Origin of the sequence: Bradyrhizobium sp. LB11.1, assembly GCF_040549385.1 — a bacterium.
Lineage (GTDB): Bacteria > Pseudomonadota > Alphaproteobacteria > Rhizobiales > Xanthobacteraceae > Bradyrhizobium.
In genome coordinates this window covers 1-21,358 of the sequence record NZ_JBEPTH010000030.1, presented here as the reverse complement: position 1 = coordinate 21,358, position 21,358 = coordinate 1, and the positions used below count along the sequence as shown (strand labels likewise).

The 21,358-nt window shown below is 59.3% G+C and carries 28 protein-coding genes and 1 pseudogene; 14 read left to right on the top strand and 15 right to left on the bottom strand.

Features of this window, described 5'->3' with window-relative positions; all coding sequences use genetic code 11:
* Positions 1–158 precede the first annotated feature (158 nt).
* From ABIA96_RS35430 to ABIA96_RS35395, 8 genes are all read left to right on the top strand, one after another.
* Complete coding sequence (locus tag ABIA96_RS35430) at positions 159–308, top strand: hypothetical protein (protein WP_354141550.1); 150 nt, start codon at positions 159–161, stop codon at positions 306–308.
* Positions 309–539: 231 nt separating this feature from the next.
* On the top strand, positions 540–1,967 hold the full coding sequence (locus ABIA96_RS35425) for a hypothetical protein (protein ID WP_354141549.1): 1,428 nt from the start codon (positions 540–542) through the stop codon (positions 1,965–1,967).
* A 396-nt stretch (positions 1,968–2,363) separates the two neighbouring features.
* Positions 2,364–2,612, top strand: a complete 249-nt coding sequence (locus ABIA96_RS35420; RefSeq protein WP_354141548.1) for a hypothetical protein — start codon at positions 2,364–2,366, stop codon at positions 2,610–2,612.
* A gap of 456 nt (positions 2,613–3,068) precedes the next feature.
* Positions 3,069–3,611, top strand: a complete 543-nt coding sequence (locus ABIA96_RS35415; protein ID WP_354141547.1) for a hypothetical protein — start codon at positions 3,069–3,071, stop codon at positions 3,609–3,611.
* Between the two features lie 17 nt (positions 3,612–3,628).
* Positions 3,629–3,871, top strand: a complete 243-nt coding sequence (locus ABIA96_RS35410) for a cold-shock protein (RefSeq protein WP_354141546.1) — start codon at positions 3,629–3,631, stop codon at positions 3,869–3,871.
* A gap of 53 nt (positions 3,872–3,924) precedes the next feature.
* Positions 3,925–4,632 (top strand): hypothetical protein, encoded by a 708-nt coding sequence (locus tag ABIA96_RS35405; protein WP_354141545.1) that lies wholly within the window; start codon positions 3,925–3,927, stop codon positions 4,630–4,632.
* A 4-nt stretch (positions 4,633–4,636) separates the two neighbouring features.
* Positions 4,637–4,876 (top strand): hypothetical protein, encoded by a 240-nt coding sequence (locus tag ABIA96_RS35400; protein ID WP_354141544.1) that lies wholly within the window; start codon positions 4,637–4,639, stop codon positions 4,874–4,876.
* A 178-nt stretch (positions 4,877–5,054) separates the two neighbouring features.
* Positions 5,055–5,426: a hypothetical protein gene (locus tag ABIA96_RS35395; protein WP_354141543.1), complete on the top strand. Its 372-nt coding sequence runs from the start codon at positions 5,055–5,057 to the stop codon at positions 5,424–5,426.
* A gap of 25 nt (positions 5,427–5,451) precedes the next feature.
* Here ABIA96_RS35395 and ABIA96_RS35390 read toward each other — a convergent pair whose 3' ends face one another.
* A complete protein-coding gene (locus tag ABIA96_RS35390) occupies positions 5,452–5,631 on the bottom strand; it encodes a hypothetical protein (RefSeq protein ID WP_354141542.1) in 180 nt (59 codons plus the stop codon).
* Between the two features lie 89 nt (positions 5,632–5,720).
* Here ABIA96_RS35390 and ABIA96_RS35385 point away from each other — a divergent pair, with 89 nt between their 5' ends.
* Positions 5,721–5,957 (top strand): hypothetical protein, encoded by a 237-nt coding sequence (locus tag ABIA96_RS35385; RefSeq protein ID WP_354141541.1) that lies wholly within the window; start codon positions 5,721–5,723, stop codon positions 5,955–5,957.
* Entirely contained in the window at positions 5,957–7,720 is a 1,764-nt protein-coding gene (locus ABIA96_RS35380; protein WP_354141540.1) for a hypothetical protein, read from the top strand. Before ABIA96_RS35385 ends, ABIA96_RS35380 begins: the two co-directional genes overlap by 1 nt.
* A gap of 789 nt (positions 7,721–8,509) precedes the next feature.
* On the opposite strand, the gene ABIA96_RS35375 is transcribed toward ABIA96_RS35380, so the two are convergent.
* From ABIA96_RS35375 to ABIA96_RS35365, 3 genes are all read right to left on the bottom strand, one after another.
* Positions 8,510–8,662: a hypothetical protein gene (locus ABIA96_RS35375; RefSeq protein ID WP_354141539.1), complete on the bottom strand. Its 153-nt coding sequence runs from the start codon at positions 8,660–8,662 to the stop codon at positions 8,510–8,512.
* A gap of 102 nt (positions 8,663–8,764) precedes the next feature.
* On the bottom strand, positions 8,765–8,911 hold the full coding sequence (locus ABIA96_RS35370) for a hypothetical protein (protein WP_354141538.1): 147 nt from the start codon (positions 8,909–8,911) through the stop codon (positions 8,765–8,767).
* A 68-nt stretch (positions 8,912–8,979) separates the two neighbouring features.
* Positions 8,980–9,225 (bottom strand): hypothetical protein, encoded by a 246-nt coding sequence (locus ABIA96_RS35365; protein WP_354141537.1) that lies wholly within the window; start codon positions 9,223–9,225, stop codon positions 8,980–8,982.
* Positions 9,226–9,552: 327 nt separating this feature from the next.
* Between ABIA96_RS35365 and ABIA96_RS35360 the strand changes: the two genes are divergently transcribed.
* Both ABIA96_RS35360 and ABIA96_RS35355 read left to right on the top strand, forming a co-directional pair.
* Positions 9,553–9,837: a type II toxin-antitoxin system RelE/ParE family toxin gene (locus ABIA96_RS35360; protein ID WP_354141536.1), complete on the top strand. Its 285-nt coding sequence runs from the start codon at positions 9,553–9,555 to the stop codon at positions 9,835–9,837.
* A 1-nt stretch (position 9,838) separates the two neighbouring features.
* Positions 9,839–10,165: an addiction module antidote protein gene (locus tag ABIA96_RS35355; RefSeq protein ID WP_354141535.1), complete on the top strand. Its 327-nt coding sequence runs from the start codon at positions 9,839–9,841 to the stop codon at positions 10,163–10,165.
* A 23-nt stretch (positions 10,166–10,188) separates the two neighbouring features.
* Here the strand turns inward: ABIA96_RS35355 and ABIA96_RS35350 are convergent, their stop codons facing one another.
* The gene (locus ABIA96_RS35350) at positions 10,189–10,749 is read right to left on the bottom strand and encodes a hypothetical protein (protein ID WP_354141534.1); all 561 of its coding nucleotides are present in this window, start codon (positions 10,747–10,749) and stop codon (positions 10,189–10,191) included.
* Positions 10,750–11,072: 323 nt separating this feature from the next.
* Here ABIA96_RS35350 and ABIA96_RS35345 point away from each other — a divergent pair, with 323 nt between their 5' ends.
* A complete protein-coding gene (locus ABIA96_RS35345) occupies positions 11,073–11,888 on the top strand; it encodes a hypothetical protein (protein WP_354141533.1) in 816 nt (271 codons plus the stop codon).
* 76 nt (positions 11,889–11,964) lie between these two features.
* Here ABIA96_RS35345 and ABIA96_RS35340 read toward each other — a convergent pair whose 3' ends face one another.
* The 7 genes and pseudogenes from ABIA96_RS35340 to ABIA96_RS35310 all read right to left on the bottom strand — a co-directional run bounded on the left by ABIA96_RS35340 (position 11,965) and on the right by ABIA96_RS35310 (position 18,326).
* Positions 11,965–12,255, bottom strand: a complete 291-nt coding sequence (locus tag ABIA96_RS35340) for a hypothetical protein (RefSeq protein ID WP_354141532.1) — start codon at positions 12,253–12,255, stop codon at positions 11,965–11,967.
* Entirely contained in the window at positions 12,219–12,416 is a 198-nt protein-coding gene (locus ABIA96_RS35335; protein WP_354141531.1) for a hypothetical protein, read from the bottom strand. Before ABIA96_RS35335 ends, ABIA96_RS35340 begins: the two co-directional genes overlap by 37 nt.
* A gap of 153 nt (positions 12,417–12,569) precedes the next feature.
* Positions 12,570–12,806, bottom strand: a pseudogene (locus ABIA96_RS35330) (integrase); the annotation flags it as partial.
* Positions 12,807–13,534: 728 nt separating this feature from the next.
* Entirely contained in the window at positions 13,535–14,839 is a 1,305-nt protein-coding gene (locus ABIA96_RS35325) for a chloride channel protein (RefSeq protein ID WP_354141530.1), read from the bottom strand.
* A gap of 438 nt (positions 14,840–15,277) precedes the next feature.
* Positions 15,278–16,525, bottom strand: coding sequence for a Na+/H+ antiporter NhaA (gene nhaA, locus ABIA96_RS35320; protein ID WP_354141529.1), 1,248 nt, complete (start codon positions 16,523–16,525; stop codon positions 15,278–15,280).
* Between the two features lie 532 nt (positions 16,526–17,057).
* Entirely contained in the window at positions 17,058–17,978 is a 921-nt protein-coding gene (ligD, locus tag ABIA96_RS35315) for a non-homologous end-joining DNA ligase (RefSeq protein ID WP_354141528.1), read from the bottom strand.
* Between the two features lie 3 nt (positions 17,979–17,981).
* Positions 17,982–18,326 (bottom strand): hypothetical protein, encoded by a 345-nt coding sequence (locus tag ABIA96_RS35310; protein ID WP_354141527.1) that lies wholly within the window; start codon positions 18,324–18,326, stop codon positions 17,982–17,984.
* 484 nt (positions 18,327–18,810) lie between these two features.
* Between ABIA96_RS35310 and ABIA96_RS35305 the strand changes: the two genes are divergently transcribed.
* A complete protein-coding gene (locus tag ABIA96_RS35305; protein WP_354141526.1) occupies positions 18,811–18,993 on the top strand; it encodes a hypothetical protein in 183 nt (60 codons plus the stop codon).
* A 914-nt stretch (positions 18,994–19,907) separates the two neighbouring features.
* Here the strand turns inward: ABIA96_RS35305 and ABIA96_RS35300 are convergent.
* The 3 genes from ABIA96_RS35300 to ABIA96_RS35290 all read right to left on the bottom strand — a co-directional run bounded on the left by ABIA96_RS35300 (position 19,908) and on the right by ABIA96_RS35290 (position 21,128).
* The gene (locus tag ABIA96_RS35300) at positions 19,908–20,105 is read right to left on the bottom strand and encodes a hypothetical protein (protein ID WP_354141525.1); all 198 of its coding nucleotides are present in this window, start codon (positions 20,103–20,105) and stop codon (positions 19,908–19,910) included.
* Between the two features lie 289 nt (positions 20,106–20,394).
* Positions 20,395–20,667: a hypothetical protein gene (locus ABIA96_RS35295; protein ID WP_354141524.1), complete on the bottom strand. Its 273-nt coding sequence runs from the start codon at positions 20,665–20,667 to the stop codon at positions 20,395–20,397.
* A complete protein-coding gene (locus ABIA96_RS35290; protein ID WP_354141523.1) occupies positions 20,664–21,128 on the bottom strand; it encodes a hypothetical protein in 465 nt (154 codons plus the stop codon). Before ABIA96_RS35290 ends, ABIA96_RS35295 begins: the two co-directional genes overlap by 4 nt.
* Between the last annotated feature and the right edge of the window lie 230 nt (positions 21,129–21,358).

Here is a 21,358-nt window from a genome sequence, read left to right as displayed (position 1 = left end):
CTACCCGCATCTACCGACCTTAAGGCTAGCCTTAAAGCCACATGCTTCCTCGGAAGCCGGTCACCGAACAAGACGGTCTCCGCCGGAGGGATACGGCCCTCATGGGCAACAAAGCAAAGCGTCGTGCCTGGGCGTGTCGTGTGATGTCGGATCCACGGATGACCGATACCCACCGGCAACTCGCTCTTACAATCGCTGACATGGATCGCCGCGGGTTCACGTTCTGCGAGTTGGATGGTGAACTCTTTTTCGAGCCGAAACAGCAGTATGCGGCAGCGAATACTGCTGCTGGCGTTGTCTATCTCTAACCGTTTGTATTAGGAGATTTTGGGTGAGGATTACTAATGTGCGTCCCGGTTGGGATGCCAAGCACGTTGCAAAAATAGATATAGAGATTGCCCCCGGTGTCCGAGCCGTAGATGTCTCGGTTATCCGCAAGCAGGATGGCTCCATGCGCGTGTTTGGCGCTGGCGTCCGCTTTGATAGAGCCGTTGCTGATGACCTTGCACGCGCGGCTGTGGCCGCTGGAGGGCGTGGCCATGGTGGACGATAAGCCTAAGCCGCGCACAGCTGAGCCGGCGTCCCTTCTATCGCAGTGGTGGACCATGGGCAGGATTGCCGCCGACAGGCGCACCACCGGCCGGCATATGAAGGCTGGGTGGGTAATCATCAACTCATACTGGCAGAAGCACGGCAATGGCCGCGCCAGTCTATCGTATATTCAGCAAGCCACCGGCCTAGACCGAAAAGCCGCCGTCAAAGCATGCCGAGAGCTTGACGAATGGGGTCACGCCACGCGCGTACCAGGCACCGGAACTCGGCCATCGGAATACGTACCGCATTGGGTGACATCGGCTAGTGGTGTGCAAACGACCACCACTAACGATGATGCTCCTAGTGGTGTGCAAACGACCACCCCCCTAGTGGTCGAATCGACACCACTAGATGACGCTAGTGGTGTGCAAACGACCACCCAAACCTACTTACGTACACCGGCCTACAGGCCGGCTGTACAGGAAGTAGAATCAAGTTCTGACGGCGCGGCTACGCCGCCCCCGCCTGGGGATGGCCTTGCGGCCACCCCGGCTGGGGAAACGCCGCCAGGGGCGCGCGCTACAGTTCCAAATTCCCAGGCCGGTGGTTTCGACGAGCTATGGGCGGCGTACGGGTTCAAGCATGACCGGGCCAAGGCCAAGGCGGCATATGGAAAGCTGGATCCTTCGCCGGAGCTTCACGCCGAACTGTGTGCGGGCGCTGCGGCATGGGCGGACCATTACGAGACGAACAACACCGAGCCGCGCTGGCGAGTCCGTCTGCACAATTGGATTGGTGGCGAGAAATACCTTGAGGACGTGCCTCAGGTTTACACCGACGCCAAGAGTGCAGCCATCAGCAAGGTGCGCGGCTCGGCCAGGCCTGTTTCGCAGAAATCTGCAGAACGGGCCAAGCCCCGCCCGCCAGCCGCTCCGATAACGGCCCGAGTTGGCTCAAGCGCGATTGTCAAAGTCGGCAACGGCTCCGAGCTACGCTTCACAGCCACCGACGCGAATGGCGTGGAGCACGAGCGCGCCATCGTGTTGGAACATGACGACATGGAAACGCAGTTTGCAGGCCAGAAGCTTTTTGCAGGCCTTGTCCGCGCTGCCGGCCTTGAGCAAGTTGAAGACTCCAGCGAATTGCATGGCCGCACCATCGTGATAACGGGCGATGGCTTCATCGCACCGACAACCCGGCCCGATGATGAGCCGCCGCTGCCCGTGAAACCCGAGCCGGTGCGATACGCAAACCCGCCACCATCAAAGCCAATGACTGAGGCCGAGATAGAGGCGTTGAGGGCGCGCATTGCAGCCTTCCCGCCGATGCCGCGCCGGAAGGATTTCACGATAACGGACGAAGAGCGTGAGGCGTGGACGGCAGATGAGGATGACGATGGAGACTGGCCTGACGATGTGGATGACGCAGCATGACCGGGTAGGGGCGGCGGGGGGGCAAAAGCCTACAGCGTCGCGCCTGCCGACCGGCCTTCTAAGTTTCCTGCCATAATCGCCCCCAAAAAACGTTCGAGGCCGGGACCATGCAAAAGCCTGGCCGAACATCTTCGCTAACCGGCCCCATCGAGGAGCAACTCAAAAGCATAACAAAAAAAGCATCTGGGTCGGGGGGTGCCGCAAAGTCTGGACCGACCGTTTCCCGCAAACCAGCCGTCCTCTCTTGTGTAATTTTTTTCGATTCGCCTGATTATTAAAATCAAAAGGCCCTTTGAAAATAGGGGTTTTGCCACTTTGATTATCGGCCTCGCGCCGAAAGCCCAGGAGCCGCAACAAGACGGCCGATATCAGCACAGCACCCCGTCGAGGACTAAAATGCACCACGCAAACGACAACGACCAACCCATCGCAGCCGACCGCATTGTCGAGATGCGCCCGCGTCCTGACGAGCTAAACCGCATATTGCATCGCCGGTTTCCGGGCTATGGGCCGGCCTACGGTGCCCAGCTCGACGCGGCGGCCAGGGCGACGTTTAACGCGGATATGTCGCAATGGCTTGGACTGGATGGCCGCTGGCATCCTTGCGGAGAGTATTATCGCCAGCCAAAAGGCAAGCGCCGTTAGCCCAAAGCAAATGCAAAGTCAGCTTCGCATTTGGACGATGCCGAAGCCGCCACCAAACCCATGCGCGATGGGTGGATGTTAACCGAGGCCGTGGCCTGCCGGTGGCGCGAATACGCTCCGGCCGTTGCTGAAGGCGCGGAATTCTTAGCTGGCCGCACGAGCCCGGCTACAAGCGGCAGCCGGCTCATGCAGTTTGGTGCCGTTGAGGACGCTATGATCCGGGCGATCGACGCGAAGCGTCTGCTGGCCGCTAATGACAATGTGCCGACGGAAATTCGCCGAAACCGGCCGCGCCTAAGGCAGGCTGCGTAAATCCAGATTTCGCCATAGTTGGGAACGTATCACGTTGAAGGCCGCAGCGATGCTGCCCGACGTGACGTGCAAAAACTAGCGCCGGTTTTGGCCGGCGTTCTTTTCGGCCATCAATCTCAAAATTTCCAAAACACAGGATATCAAATGCGCAAATCACGGGTCTGCGACCTGTTGGCCCGCAGGCTTGGCTTGCGAGAGAATAGGATCACTTCATTGGCGCAGCGGCTAGCCGAGGCCGGGCTGTTACCGACCGCAAGCGGACCGCCGTACCCGGATCTTTCTCCGGTTGAGGTCGCGCGAATGCTGATCGTTGGAGTTACCGACGAGGGACTTGGCGCGGCTCCAAAGACGACCACGAAATACGGAGGCCTCATCGGGCCAAGCGCGACCCTTGAGGAAGTATTGGCGCACGCGCTCAGTCGGCCCGAGTCGATCGCGCCATGTCGTTCCAGCCTTGAGATCCACCAGAGCGACGAGCCGTACGCGGTTCTAACGACGGCTCAGCCTGACGGCCCGCGCACTCTAGTGTTCGGCAAACTGGCTGACACGGAAACCGTCGACAGGCTTGTGACCGTGCCCGGTAGCGCGTTGTTCGCCATCGCGTCGGAGATCAACGGCGTGTCTGCGGCAGATGTGGACGCGCTGCTCGAAGGTGTAGGGCAGCAGCAGTCGAGCGAAGCCGCCTAATCTACGGAGAAAACCAAATGGCAATTGGCAGGCTTGTCCGGTTCAACACCGAGCGCGGCTTTGGATTTGTCGAGTTGGACTACCCGCCCGGCGCGGACGTTTTCATTCATGGCGTAGTCCTTCGCCGTGCGGGTATCGTGGCTCCGAAGAATGGCCAAGCTCTCGCGTTTGAAGTCGATGACTATAACGGCAAGCAGCGCGTGAAAAGCTGCGAGGCGATTAAGAGCTATGCGGACTCTGCCGCGACCAGCGACGACTAACCCACCATCCAACAACCAACATCGCGCCATCACGGGCGCAGGAGAAACACACATTGGCTAAAATTACGAAGCAACAGACGACGCAGATCGAGCGCATCCGCGCGGTGCACCCCGGATATGCCGCGCTGCTCGAGAAGAACGCGCAACTGTATGCGCGACACGAAGAAGTTATCGCGGAGATCAAACCGCTAGCCGAAGAGTCGCGGCGCTCGCAGGTGAGTTGGGTGGCGCAGTCGCCGAAGCCGAAGCCGAAGCCAGTAGTCCGGCATTCTGGAGCTGTCGAGCTTCTCGGAAACTTGCTGCCTGAGCAAACAACTGAGGAACTCGATCCGCCACCGCCGCGACCGGCATGGCCCGGAGAGCATATCCTGCGTGCGCTAGGGGAAGAGAGCGAGGCCATTACCGAGGCAATCAAGTTACTGGCCCCGGAAATTATCCGCGCGAAACGAGAGTACTCGCGGAAGGTGGCCGAGCAGCGCGGCCCGGAATATCGGGCGATCGTCTCAACGTTGGTCGATAGCGCAAAATCTCTAGCTGATGCCGTCCTCGCGCATCACGAGTTCATCGATCAGCAGCGGCGCGATAGCGTTTCGTGGGCTCACTTTCGCCCGGTAAATCTCAACGCGTTCGGTGACCTGAATGACGATGGCTCCCCACTGCGCCGACTGATTTTAGATGCAATAGAGCAGGCTCATGTTGACGCCAGCAAGGCACCAGATTGGCGCATGACCGATTTGTTGCGGCTGCAGAACGGGGGGTGAAACGATGACAAAGAAGCATACGGTAGAACTGACCGACGCTGAAATTCGCCAAATTACCAAGCTTGCCGTCGCCGAGGAGGCGCGCCAGGCGCAAGCCGTTGCCGCGAAGCACAAAGCACGGGCCAAGCCTGCAAAGCCCAAAACGCGCGCTGGCCGTGGCGCTGCCCTGCGCCGAGTTGAAGCTGAGATCGCGGCCTCGAAGCCTGATAGCCGGCTGGTCTACCGCGGCATGCGCACCGGTTAGGTTTGCACGCGCCGCTCCCGCGCGTTGCGAACCGGCTGGCACTGTACGGGAACAGCAGTGCCAGCCATCAATTCAGCGGTAGGGGTAGGGGGTCGAGTCAAAGTCTAGGCCGGACGCCCTTGCGCACCGGGTTTGGCCTAGACTTCACGCATTTCCATTTCAAAAGTTGGGGGCAATTTTGCCACGACCACGAATTCCCAAAGCACGCGCCCTTATTGAGGGCCGCGATCTCGTCCACCCCGAGCGTCATCGCAACCGCAATGAACCCACCGCTCAGCCTCTTGGCAAGCCGCCTAAATGGATGACGCCGGAACAATCTGCGGTCTGGCGGACCTTCGAGGGTGAGGCGCCGTGGCTGAATTATAGCCATCGAGGTCTGATTGAAATCGCGAGCGTCGTGCGTGCGCGTCTAGCGGCCGGCGAAGATGTCGGCGTGCAGGCGATGGGCTTGTTGCGCCTCTGTCTCGGCTCAATGGGGTTGACACCAGCCGACGCAAGCAAGGTGTCCTGGGGGGCCGAAGAGTCGGAAGACGACGATTTGCTCGATTAGTTTGGCTTGGTGTAGGCCGCTTCAATTATCGCTGATGGCCCAGGCCGAAACCGAGATGCAACGCCTTCTGACGTAGCGCGCCTTCGGTTCGCTTGGTCATCTTCGATATCTTCGCGACCGGAGTGCGCGCCCTTGAGTGGGCTTTCAATTCCTTCACATCCCCCGGTGTCCACTCACGGCGAACGGTCTTTTTCTTCTTAGCCAACTAGCGCTCCTTCAATTCTTCGAGCGCGATGTAGCACAACAAACGTGGTGTGCAAACCCCCGTACTATTTTCAACGACAGTGAGTTTTCATGAATTTGACGATTGAGGAGACCGGCGCGCAGGCCGGAAAGAAAGCTGCGGAGATCTACAAAGCGCGAGAGCAGGATGGCACGCACGAGGACATCCGGCGCGCTCTTCCCGATGCGGTGAAGGCCGCCAGTGCTGAGGCAGCAAGATATCAAGATAGCGACTCAGAGCACGAGCGCGCGAACGCCATCTATTGGGCGAGTTACGCTGAGTTCTTTGAATTGGGGATCAAGAATTAATGGCACTCAATTCCTACTCCACCGGCACTGTCACGATTGCCGCGAACGGCACCAGCGTTACTGGCGCCGGCACGATCTGGTCTGGCGTAAACGTTCGGCCCGGCGATATTCTCCAGGTCGGCGATTTCCAGACTGTCATTACTGACGTCACTGACACCGCAACGCTGGTTATCCCGCCGTGGGGAGGAGGAGCGCAGGCTGGCGCCAGCTATGTCGTGTGGCAGGTGTCGCCGCAGCGCTTCGCTGGCGCGCAGGCGATGGCTGACGTTTCGACGTTGGTGGCCGGGCTGAATACTGACGGATTCTATGTGTTCGTTGGCCCGACGCTGACTGTGCCAGATCCATCCTACGGCAACGATGGGCAGTATGCGTTCCAGGCCAGCACGGGCAAGCTGTGGATCAAGACCGGCGGCGCATGGTCGTTCATTGGCGTCTATAAGGGTTTCGGCATTCCCGCGCCATATGACAATGCGCACACCTACTCTATCAACGACGTAGCCACGTCGAGCGGATCGTCCTACGTCTGGATTAATTCGACTCCAGGATCGGGGCATGCGCCGCCGAACGCGACCTATTGGGCTGTTCTGGCATCGAAGGGCGACGCCGCAACCGTCACGGTGGGGACCACCACGACGGGCGCGGGTGGCAGCTCAGCATCGGTCGCGAACTCCGGCACGTCGTCAGCGGCTGTGTTCGATTTCACCATCCCGGCCGGAAAGACCTACGGCGGCACGTCGACCACCAGCCTGGCAATCGGCACCGGCTCGAAGGCGTTCACGACGCAGGCTGGCCTAGCTTACACCAACGGCGCGCGGGTGCGGGCCAGCTCGGCGGCCAATACATCCAATTGGATGGAAGGCTTGGTGACGTATAGCGGCACGACGCTCACCATGACAGTCGACAAGACCAACGGCAGCGGCACGCTTGCAGACTGGAATTTGAATATTGTCGGTCAGCCCAGCGCGGGCGACCTCACCAGCACTAACAACCTCTCCGATGTTTCGAGCGCGATCACTGCGCATGACAATCTTATCAAGCGCGGTGCCGACATTGCATCGGCGGCAACGCTCAATCTCGACACAGCCACCGGCGAGATTGTTAACGTAACAGGAACGACCAATATCACGGCCATGACGCTGACTGATGGGCACAGGCGGCTGACGCGATTCCTTGGTATTTTGACGATTACTGCGGGCGCTTCGATAGTGTTGCCTTACGGCTTGGCGACATACACCACGGCGGTTGGCGACATCATCGAGTGGGCGAGTTACGGCAGCACCGCGACAGCCATCGCATTTTACCCAGCAACGCAAGCCGCTCAACGAAACGCCATCGGATTGAATGGGACGTTTGTTCAAGTTTCTGGACTAGGGCCGACTGGAACATCTTCCTCAGCCGGTGCCCATATGGGAGTCGGTGCAGCTTGCCAATTGGTAGCACCGACAACCGGCAGGATTGAATTTGAATTTTACGGTCAAATGACTTCAACTAACATCGCATCAGGAACAGTTCAGATGCGATATGGAGCCGTTCCTAGTGTATCACCACCGTCAAACGGCGCGACAACGTTAGTAGGAACAAGCGTTGGCAGCCCTGCTGTCGGAACGGTTGGAGGGGCAGGCTATAACGTTCCGTTCAAAAACGGTGCGATCATCAGCGGTTTGACGCAGGGGACAACTTATTGGTTTGATCTCGTCGTTTCGACTGGATCAGGTTTGGTGATCACGCTGCCGAACCTGCAATTCAAAGCAAAAGGGTTTTAGTAGATGGCTAACGACCTTGTGGTTCAGCTCGGCGCAAAGCTGGACCAATTCCAAAGCGCAGTGTTCGCTCTTAACGTGCAATCCTCTGCACGGGTGAATTCCGGTAGTTGTACGGAGTACATTTTCGGAACGGGGTGTTCTACTGTGTGAACATCCGACGAGATTTGAGTACGAGCTAATTTATGGTTTGTCGGGATGGGCCGCAGTGGGGCTGGGACCGCACTGCGGCTTTTCCGTCTGTAAGCCGGTCATTCGGGCGGCGTGCTCGCAGCACTAGGGTCCTGCGTGACCAGCTTACGCCATCGTTTCGCTGGAACTATTGGGTTCCCAACTGGTTGAGTGAGCGCCCGCCGGGGCTGGTGTGGGCAGGCGCTCTTCCCAAGCACAAGGCCATGTGTGTTCCCCACGGCCCCGTCCTGTAAGCACCGTGGGCTTGAATTCCGACCAAAGTCTATACTTCACCGCTGATCTTGAGGCTTAGCCCTAACGGGCTACGATACAACTTATATTAGAATTTGTATTTGGAGCTACTCATTGCCAACATCCATAGAATCGATCGTTTCCGCTTATGTACGTTCGAAGAACCGGCAAGCCCTGGAAAATATGCGAGACCTTCGCCACCACTTGCTGGAAATACTACAGACCAGAGCTAGCATCGACCCGGCTCAATCTCGGAATTCTATACGCGAGGATCTCCGAGTGATCGAGGGTGGACTGGAGCAGCTGCGGTCGCCACCGCTCGGTTGAGACAGTGATAAGTGGGCCGCCGGTTCACACTGGCGGGCTTCTCTAACTGCGGCCGACGAGGATGCCAATAAGGCAGCCAATGAAGATGCCGATCCCATATGCAGCCAATGATTCAGCCCCCCATAACCGGTTCGCCTGCCAACCAACACCAAACGCCAAAAGAATGAGCAGCCCGAACCCAACCAGCTCGTCCATAAATTTCCCTCTGCGGCACTCAAAGTGAGCCAGCTAACTTCCCGACCAGCACCAGCGCCACGATGACCACCATTGCGTAGACCGTCCTGCGTCCGATCCGGTTCATTCGAGAACCTCATATTCAAACGCCACGCCCTCAGGGTCGTTTTCCTCAAACCATGTCTCGGCCGCGTCGGTGCTTGCAAATATCTTGATGTGGTCGACGTCGCCGACCTGCTTGGCGGTGTTCACATAGACGAAGACGGTCATTGATCCCTCTTCAGCTTGCGTGCTGCCGTCGGGCAGGAGGATCGGCTCATCGAAAGCACGGGACCAACTCATCCGCACTTGTGGTTCTTCGTGTGCAGCGCTGTTCGATCCCCGGTAAGCTGTTCGGCATAATCGTCGATCGCGCTCCGCAGCTTCTCAGCATCGGCGCGCCGCTTGAAGATCAGATAGTGCCTCAGGCGGTCGAGTTCGACAAGGTCTGCCGCGATATCCGCGGCGCGCGCCTCTTCATCGATCTTGCGCATCCGTTCCTGGTGGTAGGCCTTCGCGGCCGCGCGTTTTTCCGCCTTGGTCATCGTGAGAGGATAGGAGCGAGTCGGGCGATTGGCCAGCCGCTGGGGATTGCGAGGCGCGAACGGGCGAGCCCAAGGGGTTGGTCAATAGGGTGACGCCAGCCGAATTGCGCATACTGTTCATCGCCGCAAGGTTCTGTATGAAGCGAAGCATTTAGGGGCGGGGCATGGTGGAGACAGAAAATCAAGTCTGACTTAGTCAGACTTGAACCATCCAGGTCGCTTCACGAAGGAGACGGCCAAAGTAAGCGGAAAGAGCGAGCGGGTGCGCAAATTCACATTGTGTATTATAGTTGACATTCGCCCGAAGACTGTTTACTTAAGTGGACAATGATAGATGTCCGCCAAACCGACGTTTTCACACGCTGGATCGGCGGCATAGAAGCGAACGCAAAAGCCCGAATTCTCGCCCGGATTCGCCGTCTTGGAATGGGTAACGCCGGAGATTCTAAGACCTTTGGAAGCGTCGGAGAAATGCGGATCGACTACGGTCCCGGCTATCGGGTTTATTTCACGCGCAAGGGGCGAACAATTTTTGTCCTACTGTGTGGCGGCGACAAGAGAACCCAGCCCCGGGACATCAGAGTGGCCCAGCGAATGGCCAAGGAGGTTTGACGTGATCAAAACTACCAAATTCGATGTGCTCGATCACCTTAAAACACCCGCCGAGCAAATCGCCTATCTTGAAGCGGCGTTTGAAAGTGACGATCCTGGATTTATAGCTGTCGCCATTGGCGACATCGCACGAGCCCGGGGCGTTGTTAGATTTGCCAAGGCAACCGGCCTAAGCCGCGCGGCGATCTATAAAGGCTTCCGTCTGGGCGGCAACCCAACAATCGGATCTGTCAACAAGGCTACCCGCGCACTCGGAATGAAGTTGCTGCTTGCACCAGTAGGGCGGCCCGAGAAGAAACCGGCAAGAAAGGCAGTGAGGGCTGCCTAAGGCCAGCGCTCTAGACTTGCTGACTACCCACATTCTGGCGGCATTTTTTTGTACAGCCTCTTGGCGCCGGCTAGGTTCATATCCTCATTTTTCAGTTCTCTCAGAACTGTAAATGTCTGCACCCGGAGCCTGTTGGCAGTCATAAGTCTGGAAAATTCACTGCCCTTGAAATGCACCATGCCGATTGATTTATCGATTGGAGTCGGTAGCTGCATTTCTTCGGGTGGGTACTCGTCCATGCGTACTGTAAATCCCTCAACGCCGCCGCGCCCGTGGTACGAAATGTAAAGCTGGCCTGGGCTCATTTGAATCCATGGCTTTCCAGTAGGGGATATCACGCACGAAGTCTTGCTGCTAAACCCGTCCTTTATGACACGCAACTCCCATCCGCCATCGATTGCCGCGACATCCTTGCCCTTGGCAGTACTTGGTGTCGGTGGGAGTTTCTGGGCATTCGGTTTGGGTGCGGCTTCCCTGTCAAAACAATTTAGTCGCGCGGTGGCATCGGCAATAGATTTACAGTCAGCTGCATTGGCGGAATTGGCGCACACCAGCAGCGCCAGCGCCGCGAAAAACATCTTCATGAAATGACTCCCCAGACCCGCTGCCACCATAGATCGAGCCAGCCGGAGGGGGCAACTAGCCTTTGGGCTTGGCCTTCAACGACTGCCGCATCAGTGTCCTAATTGCCTCTGGCCGCGTTGGAGAAGCCTCCTGCTCCGCAATCCAGTTGTCGACTGCTGAAAGGTCGTCGGGATGTAAGCGCACCTGGATCTGCGTGCCCTTGCCGGTTGAAGGAGGGCCTCGCTTTTTCCGTACTTTCACGGCTTTGCGCTTCATAGAATCTGTGGTACCACAGTTTCGGGGCCGGTCCAATGCACCGGACGATGCAGGGGCGTATCACGCCATGAAGCAATACAAAAGTCATACAAAAACCAGCACTAACACTGAACTTTCCACAAACGTCTTTTCTCTGCCGTCTGACGTTACTGCAGCTGAACTCGGCAAGTTGGTTGCACATTCCAGTGGGAATGTCGGCGTATTCCTCGGTTGGGAGAAGTTTGACAGCGTCCACCACAGCGCCGACCAACTCACAAAGTTAGCCCGCGTTGAGCGGGGCGGCCGACACGAAGCCTGCCTGCTGATCGGCGGTCTTTCCAGCCCAAGCACGATCGATGATCTGGCGCGCGTCTACCGGTCGAGTATTGAATTTTACGACCATTCGGCGCAGCGCGACGAGCGGCTGGACTCGGAAACTGAGGACTTAATACAGCGCGCACGTCCGGACGCTTACGATCTGGCGCGCTCGTGCGTTCAGCGCATTCGCGATCTGAACGAGCCCGACCACATCGATAGCATCGCCGCCTGCCTCGACTTCATGGAGCGAGAGGGTGAGTCCGCTCGGGCGATCAAGCGCCAGCGCGCCGCGTTGGCTGCGGCAAGGGAACGTCGGCGCGTTGCGATGGGGTTTGAGCCGTTCTGTGCCGAGACGTACTTTAGGAGGGCGCACGAGTTCGGTGACGAGCCGTCTGTCTACGCGAATGATGACGGCAGTATTGGTATCGGCTGGTATCTCTACGGCGAGAAAAATGACGAGGCTAACCGCAACAGAGATTGGGCGTTTTACGAAGATCCAGACATGGATCTTCAGGCCGCGTACGCGCGTTCCGTGCTGGCCGCCCAACCGGCGAGTGATGGGCGACGCGTGCTGTTAGGTGTTTAAATAATCCTGTTCGGTGGGACCGGCCGCGACCCCAGCCCGCTCCTGAAAAGGGGCGGGCTTTCACTTCGGCGAGACCTCACCTGTCCACCCTACAAACATCGCCCGGCGCGAGATTCAATTCCTCGAACATCTGTTGCTGCTTGGGCGTCAGCTCAACCTCCAACACTTTCGCAGTCCAACCTTTCGGGACAGCGGCGAGGACCAAGGTCAACGCTTGACGCGGCTTGGCGAGCGCAAGCCAAACTTGGGTCTTCTCGTCATCCCCAGTCACTTCAACAACGGTGAATTTATTTCCGAAAGATTCCGCCATGGCCGGCTGAGCATGCTGTATCAATCCGGCGGTCGCAATCCCGGCGATGTCAGCCATTCGGTCAGATGCGTTCCGATCTCGGCTTGTCGCGCCTTGCGGAGCAGGATTTCTCGCTCGGCTCCTGGAGGCAGATTCTTGGCTTCCTCCTTCAACCGTTCGGCCTCTTTGGCAAGCCGTTGCTCAAGCGGTTCGGTCTGTTTGAACCGGCGACGTTTCATGGCGGTCCTCCATTTTCACGATGGCTATAATTCTGAAAGCCACCGCGGAGTTCCGTCTATACAATTCTGAATAAATCGGCTCCGACCGTGACCCCAGTCCCCTTGGGCGCCGCCGGAGCCCGCTCTAGCGCAAGCCGGGCGGGCTATTGCCAACTAGGGCTTGCCAGCACAATAGGCCGCCCACACCCCCATAAGTTCCTTCCTCCGCTTGAGTGCATCGCCCCTGCGATAGGCGCGTTCGGTCTCGTCTCCGACCAGATGGGCGAGGGCGGCCTCGGCCAATTCCCTCGGGAAGTCGGTAGCGTCGCCCGCCCAATCGCGGAAACTGGACCGGAAGCCATGCACGGTGGCGTCAACCTCCAGCCGGCGCAGCACCGCAGATAGGGACATCCGAAACTTCATCTCTCAGTGTGCAGCAGCTTACGCGACAGGAAAACTCGAAGCATCTTGGCCCGAGCCCCCAAAATCATTGAAGGCCCGCATTAAGGGCTCTGGCGGCAACGTCGCATGGTTGAGCGCGCAACCGGCTCGCCAAAGCTTTTTTCATAGAGCTTACTGCCGCCTAATCGGCAAGGAAGTTGCCTTTGAACAAGTGTGGTCATCTGCAAAGTCCAAATCAAAATGATGGACCAATTGCCGCCTGAATTGACATCAGCGGATCACCGCTCCTCCAAACCGGACTGACCAAGGCATTGGATGATCTGCAATTTCCGACACTCGGCCCGGGGCTTGCGCGAGTAGCTACGGTGACAAGCTACAATCACCCGCCGTTTGTGACCACGCCCGAGCCGAGGGGGCAGGGACTTCGCAGTCCGCCCAATCGGATGAACGCTTTCGATAACGTCCGATTATCGAGATCTAGGACTGGGTTCGGCGCAGGGCGGGTCCGGTCAATCTTCAATTTCGGATGCCGCGCAACGCTACGTCGCGATGGGCCACCAGGCGAAACCTCGAGCCGCGATAACAGACCGCAACGAGCTCCAATCTAAGAGAAAATGAAGTGCAGAAGGTACAGCGAGTACCCGATGACGAAGGCGCCCAGGGCCACTGAAAGCCATAATAGGAGTTTGTCATCGGACATGGGTGACCTAATGGCGAAATCCCGAATCGTGGAACCATCATTTAGCCGAAGTCGACGAAGATCGCTCGATAAAGCCTTTTGCGAGCGCGTGATAGATACCCTCCTCGCAGATCATTCGCGAGACGAAATGCGCGATCAGCGCAGCTGCCATCAACGGCACGACCATGCCATGATTGTCGGTCATCTCGGTCACGATCACGAAGGCGGTAATCGGCGCCTGCACGACACCGGCGAAATACGAGACCATGCCGAGCAACATGACCGCACCGAGCGGCGCGTCGTGGAACAGTGCCGCGATGTTGCTGCCGATACCAGCCCCGACGGCCAGCGACGGGGAGAAGATGCCGCCTGGTATGCCGCTGATCGCGGCAAAGGTGGTGGCCAGGAGCTTGAGAACGCCGAAGTCTTGCGGCAGCGGCGTGCCGTGATCCAACGCCTCCTCCACCTGCACATAGCCCGTGCCATAGATCGTATCGCCGGAGACAAGGCCGCAAATTGCGACAGCAAGGCCGCAGGCAAATGCGAACCAGAGTGGATGGCCCTTGATTACGCGTCCGAGCGGGTTCTTGATGCCGCGCGCCATGACGATGACAACGCGGCTGAACAGGCCGCCCGCGATGCCTCCGGCCACGCCGCAAAGCGGAACGGCCAGCCAGTCGGTGCCACGCGCCAGCGACATCGCGCTGCTGCCGAAATAGGCGTAATTGCCGGCCAGTGCGAGCGACGTCAGGCCAGCCGCGATGACGGCTGCGATGATGAGGCTGGATGTGCGGGTCTCGAAAGCGCGGCTCATTTCCTCGATGCCGAAGACGATGCCCGCGAGCGGCGTGTTGAAGGCCGCGGCAACGCCGGCGGCGGCACCGGCCAGAATCAGCCCGGGCTGACGGCGTGGCGAGACGCGGCCAAGCGCGAACATGATGGAGGCGCCGACCTGAACGGTCGGCCCTTCCCGCCCGACCGAGCCACCGCAGAGGAGCCCGAACAGAGTGAGGATCATCTTGCCGATCGCGATCCTGATCGATATCAGGCTCTCGCGCGCCGCCTGATCGCTCAGATGCCGCGCAGCGATCGCCTGCGGAATGCCGCTGCCTTGCGCGTTCGGGAACATGCGGATGGTCAGATAGGCCGACAGCATGAAGCCAAGCGGCGTCACCGCCAACACGGCATAGCGCGACTTGGCCAGAAGGAGCAAAAAGGCGTGTTGCGCGAGATCTGCAAGCTGTGCCAGCGCCACCGCCGCAGTGCCGACCCCGATCCCGCCAAGCAGGAAGATCGCCCGCCGCTGCCATCGCGCGGAGGTGATTTTGAATATCCGCTTTTGGCGATTCGAGAGCAGCGTCATGAGCGCAGAAACCTCGGTGGGATCAAAATCGAAATTAATTGGCTCGTTGGAGCCGTCGCTTAAGAGTGCCTTAGACTTCGGTCATATTGGTTTATGTTGGGTTCGGCTTAAGATCACCTTATGCGGGGAATGATCCTAGTTACGATAGGCTTTTTGGCTCTGGCGCTTTGCTGCTCACGAACGCATCGATTCGTGATCCAGCCAACGAAGCCGCTGCCTGCTGTAAATACACTCGCCGACTGAGGCGGCGTCACTCTGTCGACAAGTTTAAGCGCATTCTGTCGGACAGTGTGATTTAGCGGATTTTATGGTCTTCGAAGCTTCGAATTTGGATTCGAAGTTCGGTTGCTGATTTGAGGAATCTTCGCCAAGTCCGTCCACATTCAAAATCCTACAAGCTGGGTAGTATGACAATCTCCGGCTCCGGGCCACAAGCTTTCATTGCTTGGCTTTTCGCTGCCGCTGGGCATATTCAAATCCCCATCCGAGACCGAGTGTCACGGAGATCAGCGAGCCGAGCAGCACGCCGAATTTTGACGCGTCCCGTAGCCTGTCGTCGTTAAACGCTAACATGGCGATGAAGATGGACATGGTGAAGCCGATGCCAGCCAGAAGCCCGATGAGGCAGACGCCGGCCCACGACACACCGGCGGCCAACCGGCATCCCCCCAAACGCACGGCGAGCCAGGTTGCACCGATCACACCGATCGGTTTTCCTGCGCAAAGCGCAAGTCCGATGCCCAGCGCCACGAACTGCGCGCCACCACCAAACTCGATGCCCCTCAGATCGACGCCAGCATTCGCCAGCGCGAACAGAGGCATGATTGCGTAGGCGACCCAGGGATGCAGCGCCGCCTCAACTCGGACGACGGGCGGCACCGTCTCTGGACCAGTCGAGCGGACCGGTGTGACCAGGCCGAGCACGATGCCCGCCAGGGTCGGATGCACGCCAGCGATGAAGAGGCCGGCCCAGACGATAAAAGCTGGTAGGATGTAGACGAACGCAGACCGGAAACCGAGCCGTTGCAGGCCGAACGCCACGAGAACGCCGACAGCTGCGACGATGAAACCGTTGGGTTGGAGCCCGCTGCTGTAGAATAGCGCAATTATGAGAACCGCGATGATGTCGTCGATGATGGCAAGCGCCAGCAGAAAGACCCGAACGTTGCCTGGAATTGATTTTCCGAGCAACGCCAGCACGCCGACGGCGAACGCAATGTCGGTCGCGGTCGGTATCGCCCAGCCATGGTCGCGCTCCGGAGCGGCGTTGAAGCTCAGATAGATCAGCGCAGGAACGACGACCCCGCCAAAGGCCGCCAGCACCGGCAGAATGGCCTGATCGAATGTGCTCAGCGCGCCTTCATGGATTTCACGGCGGATCTCCATGCCGACGACGAGAAAGAATACCGTCATCAGCGCGTCGTTAATCCAGAAATGCAACGGCCTATCGAAGCTAAACCCGTTGAAGTGAAGCGGAATCGGCAGGCGCCAGACGTCATGATAGGAATGGGCAATCGGTGAGTTGGCCCATAGCAATGCCGTTGCCGCAGCCACGAGCAGCACGATGCCGCTGACGGCCTCGACACGCAGGAACTGCTGGAGTGCCGCGAAAGCCCGCTCGACAGGAGGTTGGGTGTTCGGCAGGTCTTTGCTTGGCAAATCCTCGCCGGGAAACCGATCGTTCATAGGCGCACACGCTCCGCGTGGCGGCCCGACCATCGCTTAGCCTGTCACTGCCTCATGCAGCGAACACCCAAAGCCCTTCTACAGAACGGGGCCGAGAACGCAACCGCGACGTTTGCAATGAGGCAAACGACGCGGCTGATATGCGCTAACGAGTCCGATGCCGTCATTGCGGTAATGCCTAATTATCAGAACCTAGAGAGCCGTTTGCCGATCCACTGATTGGTCATGCACACTTTTGGGTTGAAGGGGGCTTGTGCGGTGGAATCGACTGTGAATCAATCAGGGTCATGGTCCGAGCTCTCACCATTACGATCGTCGCCGCTGGGGCAGTGCTGCCCTGGAAGGCTCTGCTTCTCGCGAGCTTAATGCTGCCTTGCTGGATCGTGGCACTCGCGGTTGCCTCCTATGCCTCAGGCTATCGCCACGGTCGCGCTGGAGCGGGTCGTGGCAACGGTGCGCCGCAATTTTTGATGAGCGCGTCGGCGAATAGCGCTTTGATGCTGCATGTTCAAACCGAACGCTTTACCGACCATTACAGGTCTTCCCGCAAACCCTTAAAGAACGGGTGCCGCACCTTGCCCTCGGCAGACTTTGCGCGGTACTCGATCTCGGCGAGCAGCTTCGGTTCGACCCAGATGCCTTTGTGCGCGATCCGTTTGGCGTAGGGTTGCGTCTTGCGGACGAGCGGCTCCAAGCGCCGGCGCAGCTCGGCCGCCGAAGTCTTGTCGAAGCCATGGTCAACCTTGCCAGCATAGACCAGGTCGTCGCCCTTGCGGCGGGCGAGATACATGCCGTCCCATTTGCCCTCGTCGAGCGCGAAGCCGGCGATGGTCAGCGTCTCGCGTTGCGCGCAGGTTTTCTTGACCCAGTTGTTGCTGCGGCCGACCGGGTAGGCGCTGTCTCGCACCTTTGAGAGAACGCCCTCGAGGCCGACCTTGCAGGCATGGGTAAAGAGCTCCGGACCGTCGATCTCGAAGCTTTCGCTGAACTGGACGTCCGTGGCCGCGATGATCTTGTTCAGCTCGGCCTTGCGCTGCATCAGGGACAATTGTCGAATGTCCCTACCGTTGAGATAAAGCAGATCGAAGGCGACCAGGACGATCTTGGTCGAGGCGCCCTTCAACTCATTCTGCAACACGGAGAAATCGGTGGTGCCATCTTCGGCCGGAACGACGATCTCGCCATCGATGATCGCCGAGCTCGCCTTGATGTGCCAGGCGTCGGCGGCGACCTTCTTAAAGCGGCGGGTCCAGTCGTGACCGCGTCGCGTGTAGATTTTGACGGTTTTATTGGCGAGATGAACCTGGACGCGGTAGCCATCGAACTTGATCTCGTGGATCCACCGCTCGCCGGCCGGCACCCGCTCGATCGACGTCGCCAACGCGGGTGGGATGAAGCCGGGCAGCGGCGACTTGACACCGAGTGCCTCCGGCTTTTTCCGCTGGAAGGCCATCGCTCAAACCAGGCGCATGCTGAACTGCCGCATGTCCTGAGCGGCGTGGCGATCGACAAATTCTTGCAGATACGAGGGAACGTCGGTCAGTTGCAAATTGCAGCGATGCTGGATTTCGCGGGCGACGTCTTCGGAGACGTCCTCCGACCAGCGCTCTGCGGTGTTGAAGGCGATGATCCGGACCGGGTCGCTGTACTCGCCAGCCATCAGGTCGGCGATGACGGTCTCGAGGTCCGTCGTCTCAGCGTCGGCTTCCCGCCAAACGGCGCCGAGCCGGCCGAGATCGTCCTTCACCAGGTAGACTGTCTGATCGTCGCCGGCTGGCACGATCGAGGGCGAGGTACGCATACGCAGACTCCACATGGCCCAATCGCGAGTACTGGCCGATGGTTCCCCATCAGGCGCAGCGCATCAATGTCACCGGCGGCGCTGCACCAGCACATCGGGCGGCAATGCCTGAGGTTTGGGCGCTGGCCTGTTTCCGACCTCAGTGGCCTAGTTTAATTTTGGCAGTGATCTGTTTTGACCAGACGAGCCGCGCCCCAGTTACCGCGTGGAATTCACCGCAGACGAGTGCCGGGAAAAGGCAGCTGAAAAGCTGGCGCAGGCTGAGCGCAATGTTGGCCGTCGCAGGCACCGACTTCAAGATGCGGCCGCCGCGTGGCTGTTGCTGGCAAGCAGGATAGAGGAATGCTCAAAAGAATAAGGCCGCCTCAGTTGTGGGCCTTCTCTCATTCGGGAACATCATCACGGTCTGCGCGCCGCCAGCCGAGAGATTGCTCCGGCCTCGCGTTTTTTTGGCACCATGTGCGGGTCACTGCATTCCAACGTAATGAGCGAAGCTGATTTTGCGAGATATTTGCAACAAGCCAAGACTTGCCTCATCGAGGCACGGAAGGCGATTCGCGAGGTCGACAAGGCGGCGTGGCTTGAGCTCGCGGAAGACTGGATGGCCATGGCAACCAAAGCCCAACGGACACTGGCTGCCAAAGGCAGCCGAAAGCGCCAAGACTGAGACCGAGTTCAAATTTAGGAACCAAATGCGCCTGCCAGGGTTGGCGAGTCGTTTTTTAAACGCCTCCAAGGAAGGCGGCATGCCGGAGCGACGCAGAGTTAAACAAACCCGGTCCCTCGAAGAACGGGTGGCTGAGCAGACGGCCAAACTCAAAGCAAAAGCCAGTCAGTTGCCTGCCGGGCCCGAACGCGAGGCCCTGCTTCGCCGCGCGCGGATCGCTGAGACCGGGGCACATTTGAGCGACTGGTTGACTTCGCCCGGCCTGCGGTCACCAGACTAAGCGCTACCGGCCGTTAGGAACGTTTCATATTCGTGCCGAAAGGCCAACGCGAGGCTTGGAACACCATGGCCGACAAAGACACGCACAAGCAGCCTTCCCCGCCTTCCAAACCATCGCGTGAGGAGGAAGCCCGGCAGGTCGTGCAAGAGTACATCGACGACCAGCGCGAGCTTCAGCGGAAGCTTGCCAACAGATGAGTTAAGGCGGGCCTGAGGCCGCCCTTAGGAACGGTCTTAGGCTGCTAGTCATTTCAGAGCGAAGCTCAGTCAGTAGCGGCGGTAGTATCGGTGGGCATACGGGCGACGAACGACGACGACGCCGCGGCGATAAGCCGGACGTGTTCGGACGCATCCGTGCCGCCCGCAAACCAACGCCACGGTCTCAGCGTTCGCTATGTCCGATTGTCCCAGCGGAGCGATCGGCATTGCCGATGCCGTTGCAATCGAAAATGCAGTCCCGCCGAGAACGGTCAGTGCGGCAAGAGCAAGTCTGAATTTCATGCCTGATACTCCAGCGGAGCCTAATCCCCGCCCAGTGACCTTGGACGTTCCTTCCTGAACCTGAGATGACCACGCGGCGCCCAGATGCTCTCCGCGTTCCGAACAGTCACGCGCGACCCGTGCGGATTGTCCCATCAGTGCCGCCATCCATCCTTGTCGACCTCGGTCTTGAAGCCAGCCGGCATCCGCGGCGGTTCGCCGTCGGCTGGAACGTTGCAGTACGGGCAGGGCGCGCCGGCGGCCCCGCACGTGCAGGCGCGGGGGCCTCCCCATGGCCGGCCGGAATGGGTCTCGCAGACCCAGCCGATGTCGTCACGGATATCGCATTTCATTGTCGACCCCTCGGCGGAGAGACGGCCCCGGTTCGTGGCTTGGGGGCATGTAAACCGGGGTCGCTCCGCCCAGCATCGGCAGCGGTGCTGGGCATCCATCAAGCTGCCTGCTTCCACGCTGGTTCCAACTGATTAATGCAACCGTAGATTTTCGTGGACTTCCGCCGGCAAGGATCTAATCTGACGGCATATTTCGCGTTTCGGAGGAAAACCCGATGCGCCTTGCGTTGCCGTATCTGGGAATTGGTCTGTGTGCGTCGCTGGCGGCGTGGATGTGGGTGATGCTGCTTTACTGACGAGGGAACAGCTCGGCGCCTGGCGGCAGCAGCCGCACATAGGTGCCGCTCTCGTGCAGCTCGAGCCAGCCTTTCTCGATCGCATACCTGATGCCGGCGCCGAACTCCGGGCCGTTCGCAGTGCATCCTGCCTTCGAGAGAAACGGACCGTTGATCTTCTCGATGTGGATGCGGTCGTTGATTGGCTCGACACCGGAGGCGAGTTCGAGGAGCTTGCGCGCGGCGGCTTCCGGATCTGCGTAGGGGCGGACTTCGGCGTGTTTCACCAGCGAACCTTTCCGGCGGCCTGCGAGGCATAGATGTGGGCGCGATGCGGGTAGCTCTCGTCGGGCTTCCACTCGTCGAACGTCTCGCCGCAGACGCAACGCCTCAACGTGCTGTGGATCTCGCTATCGAGCTTCTCGCCGCGGGCCCGCTTGGCCTTCATCTCGGCGCGCCAATCGCGATCGTGCCGCCATTCCGCAAAGGCGTCGTCAGGGATGGCCGGGAGCAGCTCGGACCATGCGGCCTCGAAGCCCGCGCGGGCTTCCTCGAAGGTCTCGGTCGTACCGGTTCGGTGCTGGCCCGGGTGAAGGCCGGGATAAAAGCCACACGACCAGCCCCATTGTTCGACGTCGACTGGCACGCCGGCGCGCTCGCCGATGGTGCCGACGCGAACGTCGTCAAGGTAGATGTGCCAGGTCTCCCGGTGGGGATTGTCGCTGCGGCGGCGGGTGAGGGCGGTCATGACGCGGATAAAAGCGCAAGCCGCGGCCGCCGTGTTCCAGATATTGTGGCGGTCGAAGTTCTCGACCCGCTAAGGCCAGCGAATGTGGACAACTGCCTGCGCTCTGGACCCGAAAAGAACGATAATCCCCAATTATCGTATGCGTCCGGTTCTTGCACGTCAGTCAGGCCTTGACATGAATCTCTGGTTTCCAAACCCACGGCAGCAGTTCGTCGAGACGCTTGATCGGA

Bases quoted from the DNA above. Each gene is read 5' to 3' on its own strand.
- ABIA96_RS35430 (WP_354141550.1), top strand. From the start codon at position 159: ATGACCGATACCCACCGGCAACTCGCTCTTACAATCGCTGACATGGAT.
- ABIA96_RS35425 (WP_354141549.1), top strand. From the start codon at position 540: ATGGTGGACGATAAGCCTAAGCCGCGCACAGCTGAGCCGGCGTCCCTT.
- ABIA96_RS35420 (WP_354141548.1), top strand. From the start codon at position 2,364: ATGCACCACGCAAACGACAACGACCAACCCATCGCAGCCGACCGCATT.
- ABIA96_RS35415 (WP_354141547.1), top strand. From the start codon at position 3,069: ATGCGCAAATCACGGGTCTGCGACCTGTTGGCCCGCAGGCTTGGCTTG.
- ABIA96_RS35410 (WP_354141546.1), top strand. From the start codon at position 3,629: ATGGCAATTGGCAGGCTTGTCCGGTTCAACACCGAGCGCGGCTTTGGA.
- ABIA96_RS35400 (WP_354141544.1), top strand. From the start codon at position 4,637: ATGACAAAGAAGCATACGGTAGAACTGACCGACGCTGAAATTCGCCAA.
- ABIA96_RS35385 (WP_354141541.1), top strand. From the start codon at position 5,721: ATGAATTTGACGATTGAGGAGACCGGCGCGCAGGCCGGAAAGAAAGCT.
- ABIA96_RS35380 (WP_354141540.1), top strand. From the start codon at position 5,957: ATGGCACTCAATTCCTACTCCACCGGCACTGTCACGATTGCCGCGAAC.
- ABIA96_RS35375 (WP_354141539.1), bottom strand. From the start codon at position 8,662: ATGGACGAGCTGGTTGGGTTCGGGCTGCTCATTCTTTTGGCGTTTGGT.
- ABIA96_RS35370 (WP_354141538.1), bottom strand. From the start codon at position 8,911: ATGACCGTCTTCGTCTATGTGAACACCGCCAAGCAGGTCGGCGACGTC.
- ABIA96_RS35365 (WP_354141537.1), bottom strand. From the start codon at position 9,225: ATGACCAAGGCGGAAAAACGCGCGGCCGCGAAGGCCTACCACCAGGAA.
- ABIA96_RS35360 (WP_354141536.1), top strand. From the start codon at position 9,553: ATGATAGATGTCCGCCAAACCGACGTTTTCACACGCTGGATCGGCGGC.
- ABIA96_RS35350 (WP_354141534.1), bottom strand. From the start codon at position 10,749: ATGAAGATGTTTTTCGCGGCGCTGGCGCTGCTGGTGTGCGCCAATTCC.
- ABIA96_RS35345 (WP_354141533.1), top strand. From the start codon at position 11,073: ATGAAGCAATACAAAAGTCATACAAAAACCAGCACTAACACTGAACTT.
- ABIA96_RS35340 (WP_354141532.1), bottom strand. From the start codon at position 12,255: ATGGCTGACATCGCCGGGATTGCGACCGCCGGATTGATACAGCATGCT.
- ABIA96_RS35335 (WP_354141531.1), bottom strand. From the start codon at position 12,416: ATGAAACGTCGCCGGTTCAAACAGACCGAACCGCTTGAGCAACGGCTT.
- ABIA96_RS35325 (WP_354141530.1), bottom strand. From the start codon at position 14,839: ATGACGCTGCTCTCGAATCGCCAAAAGCGGATATTCAAAATCACCTCC.
- nhaA (WP_354141529.1), bottom strand. From the start codon at position 16,525: ATGAACGATCGGTTTCCCGGCGAGGATTTGCCAAGCAAAGACCTGCCG.
- ligD (WP_354141528.1), bottom strand. From the start codon at position 17,978: ATGGCCTTCCAGCGGAAAAAGCCGGAGGCACTCGGTGTCAAGTCGCCG.
- ABIA96_RS35310 (WP_354141527.1), bottom strand. From the start codon at position 18,326: ATGCGTACCTCGCCCTCGATCGTGCCAGCCGGCGACGATCAGACAGTC.
- ABIA96_RS35305 (WP_354141526.1), top strand. From the start codon at position 18,811: ATGAGCGAAGCTGATTTTGCGAGATATTTGCAACAAGCCAAGACTTGC.
- ABIA96_RS35300 (WP_354141525.1), bottom strand. From the start codon at position 20,105: ATGAAATGCGATATCCGTGACGACATCGGCTGGGTCTGCGAGACCCAT.
- ABIA96_RS35290 (WP_354141523.1), bottom strand. From the start codon at position 21,128: ATGACCGCCCTCACCCGCCGCCGCAGCGACAATCCCCACCGGGAGACC.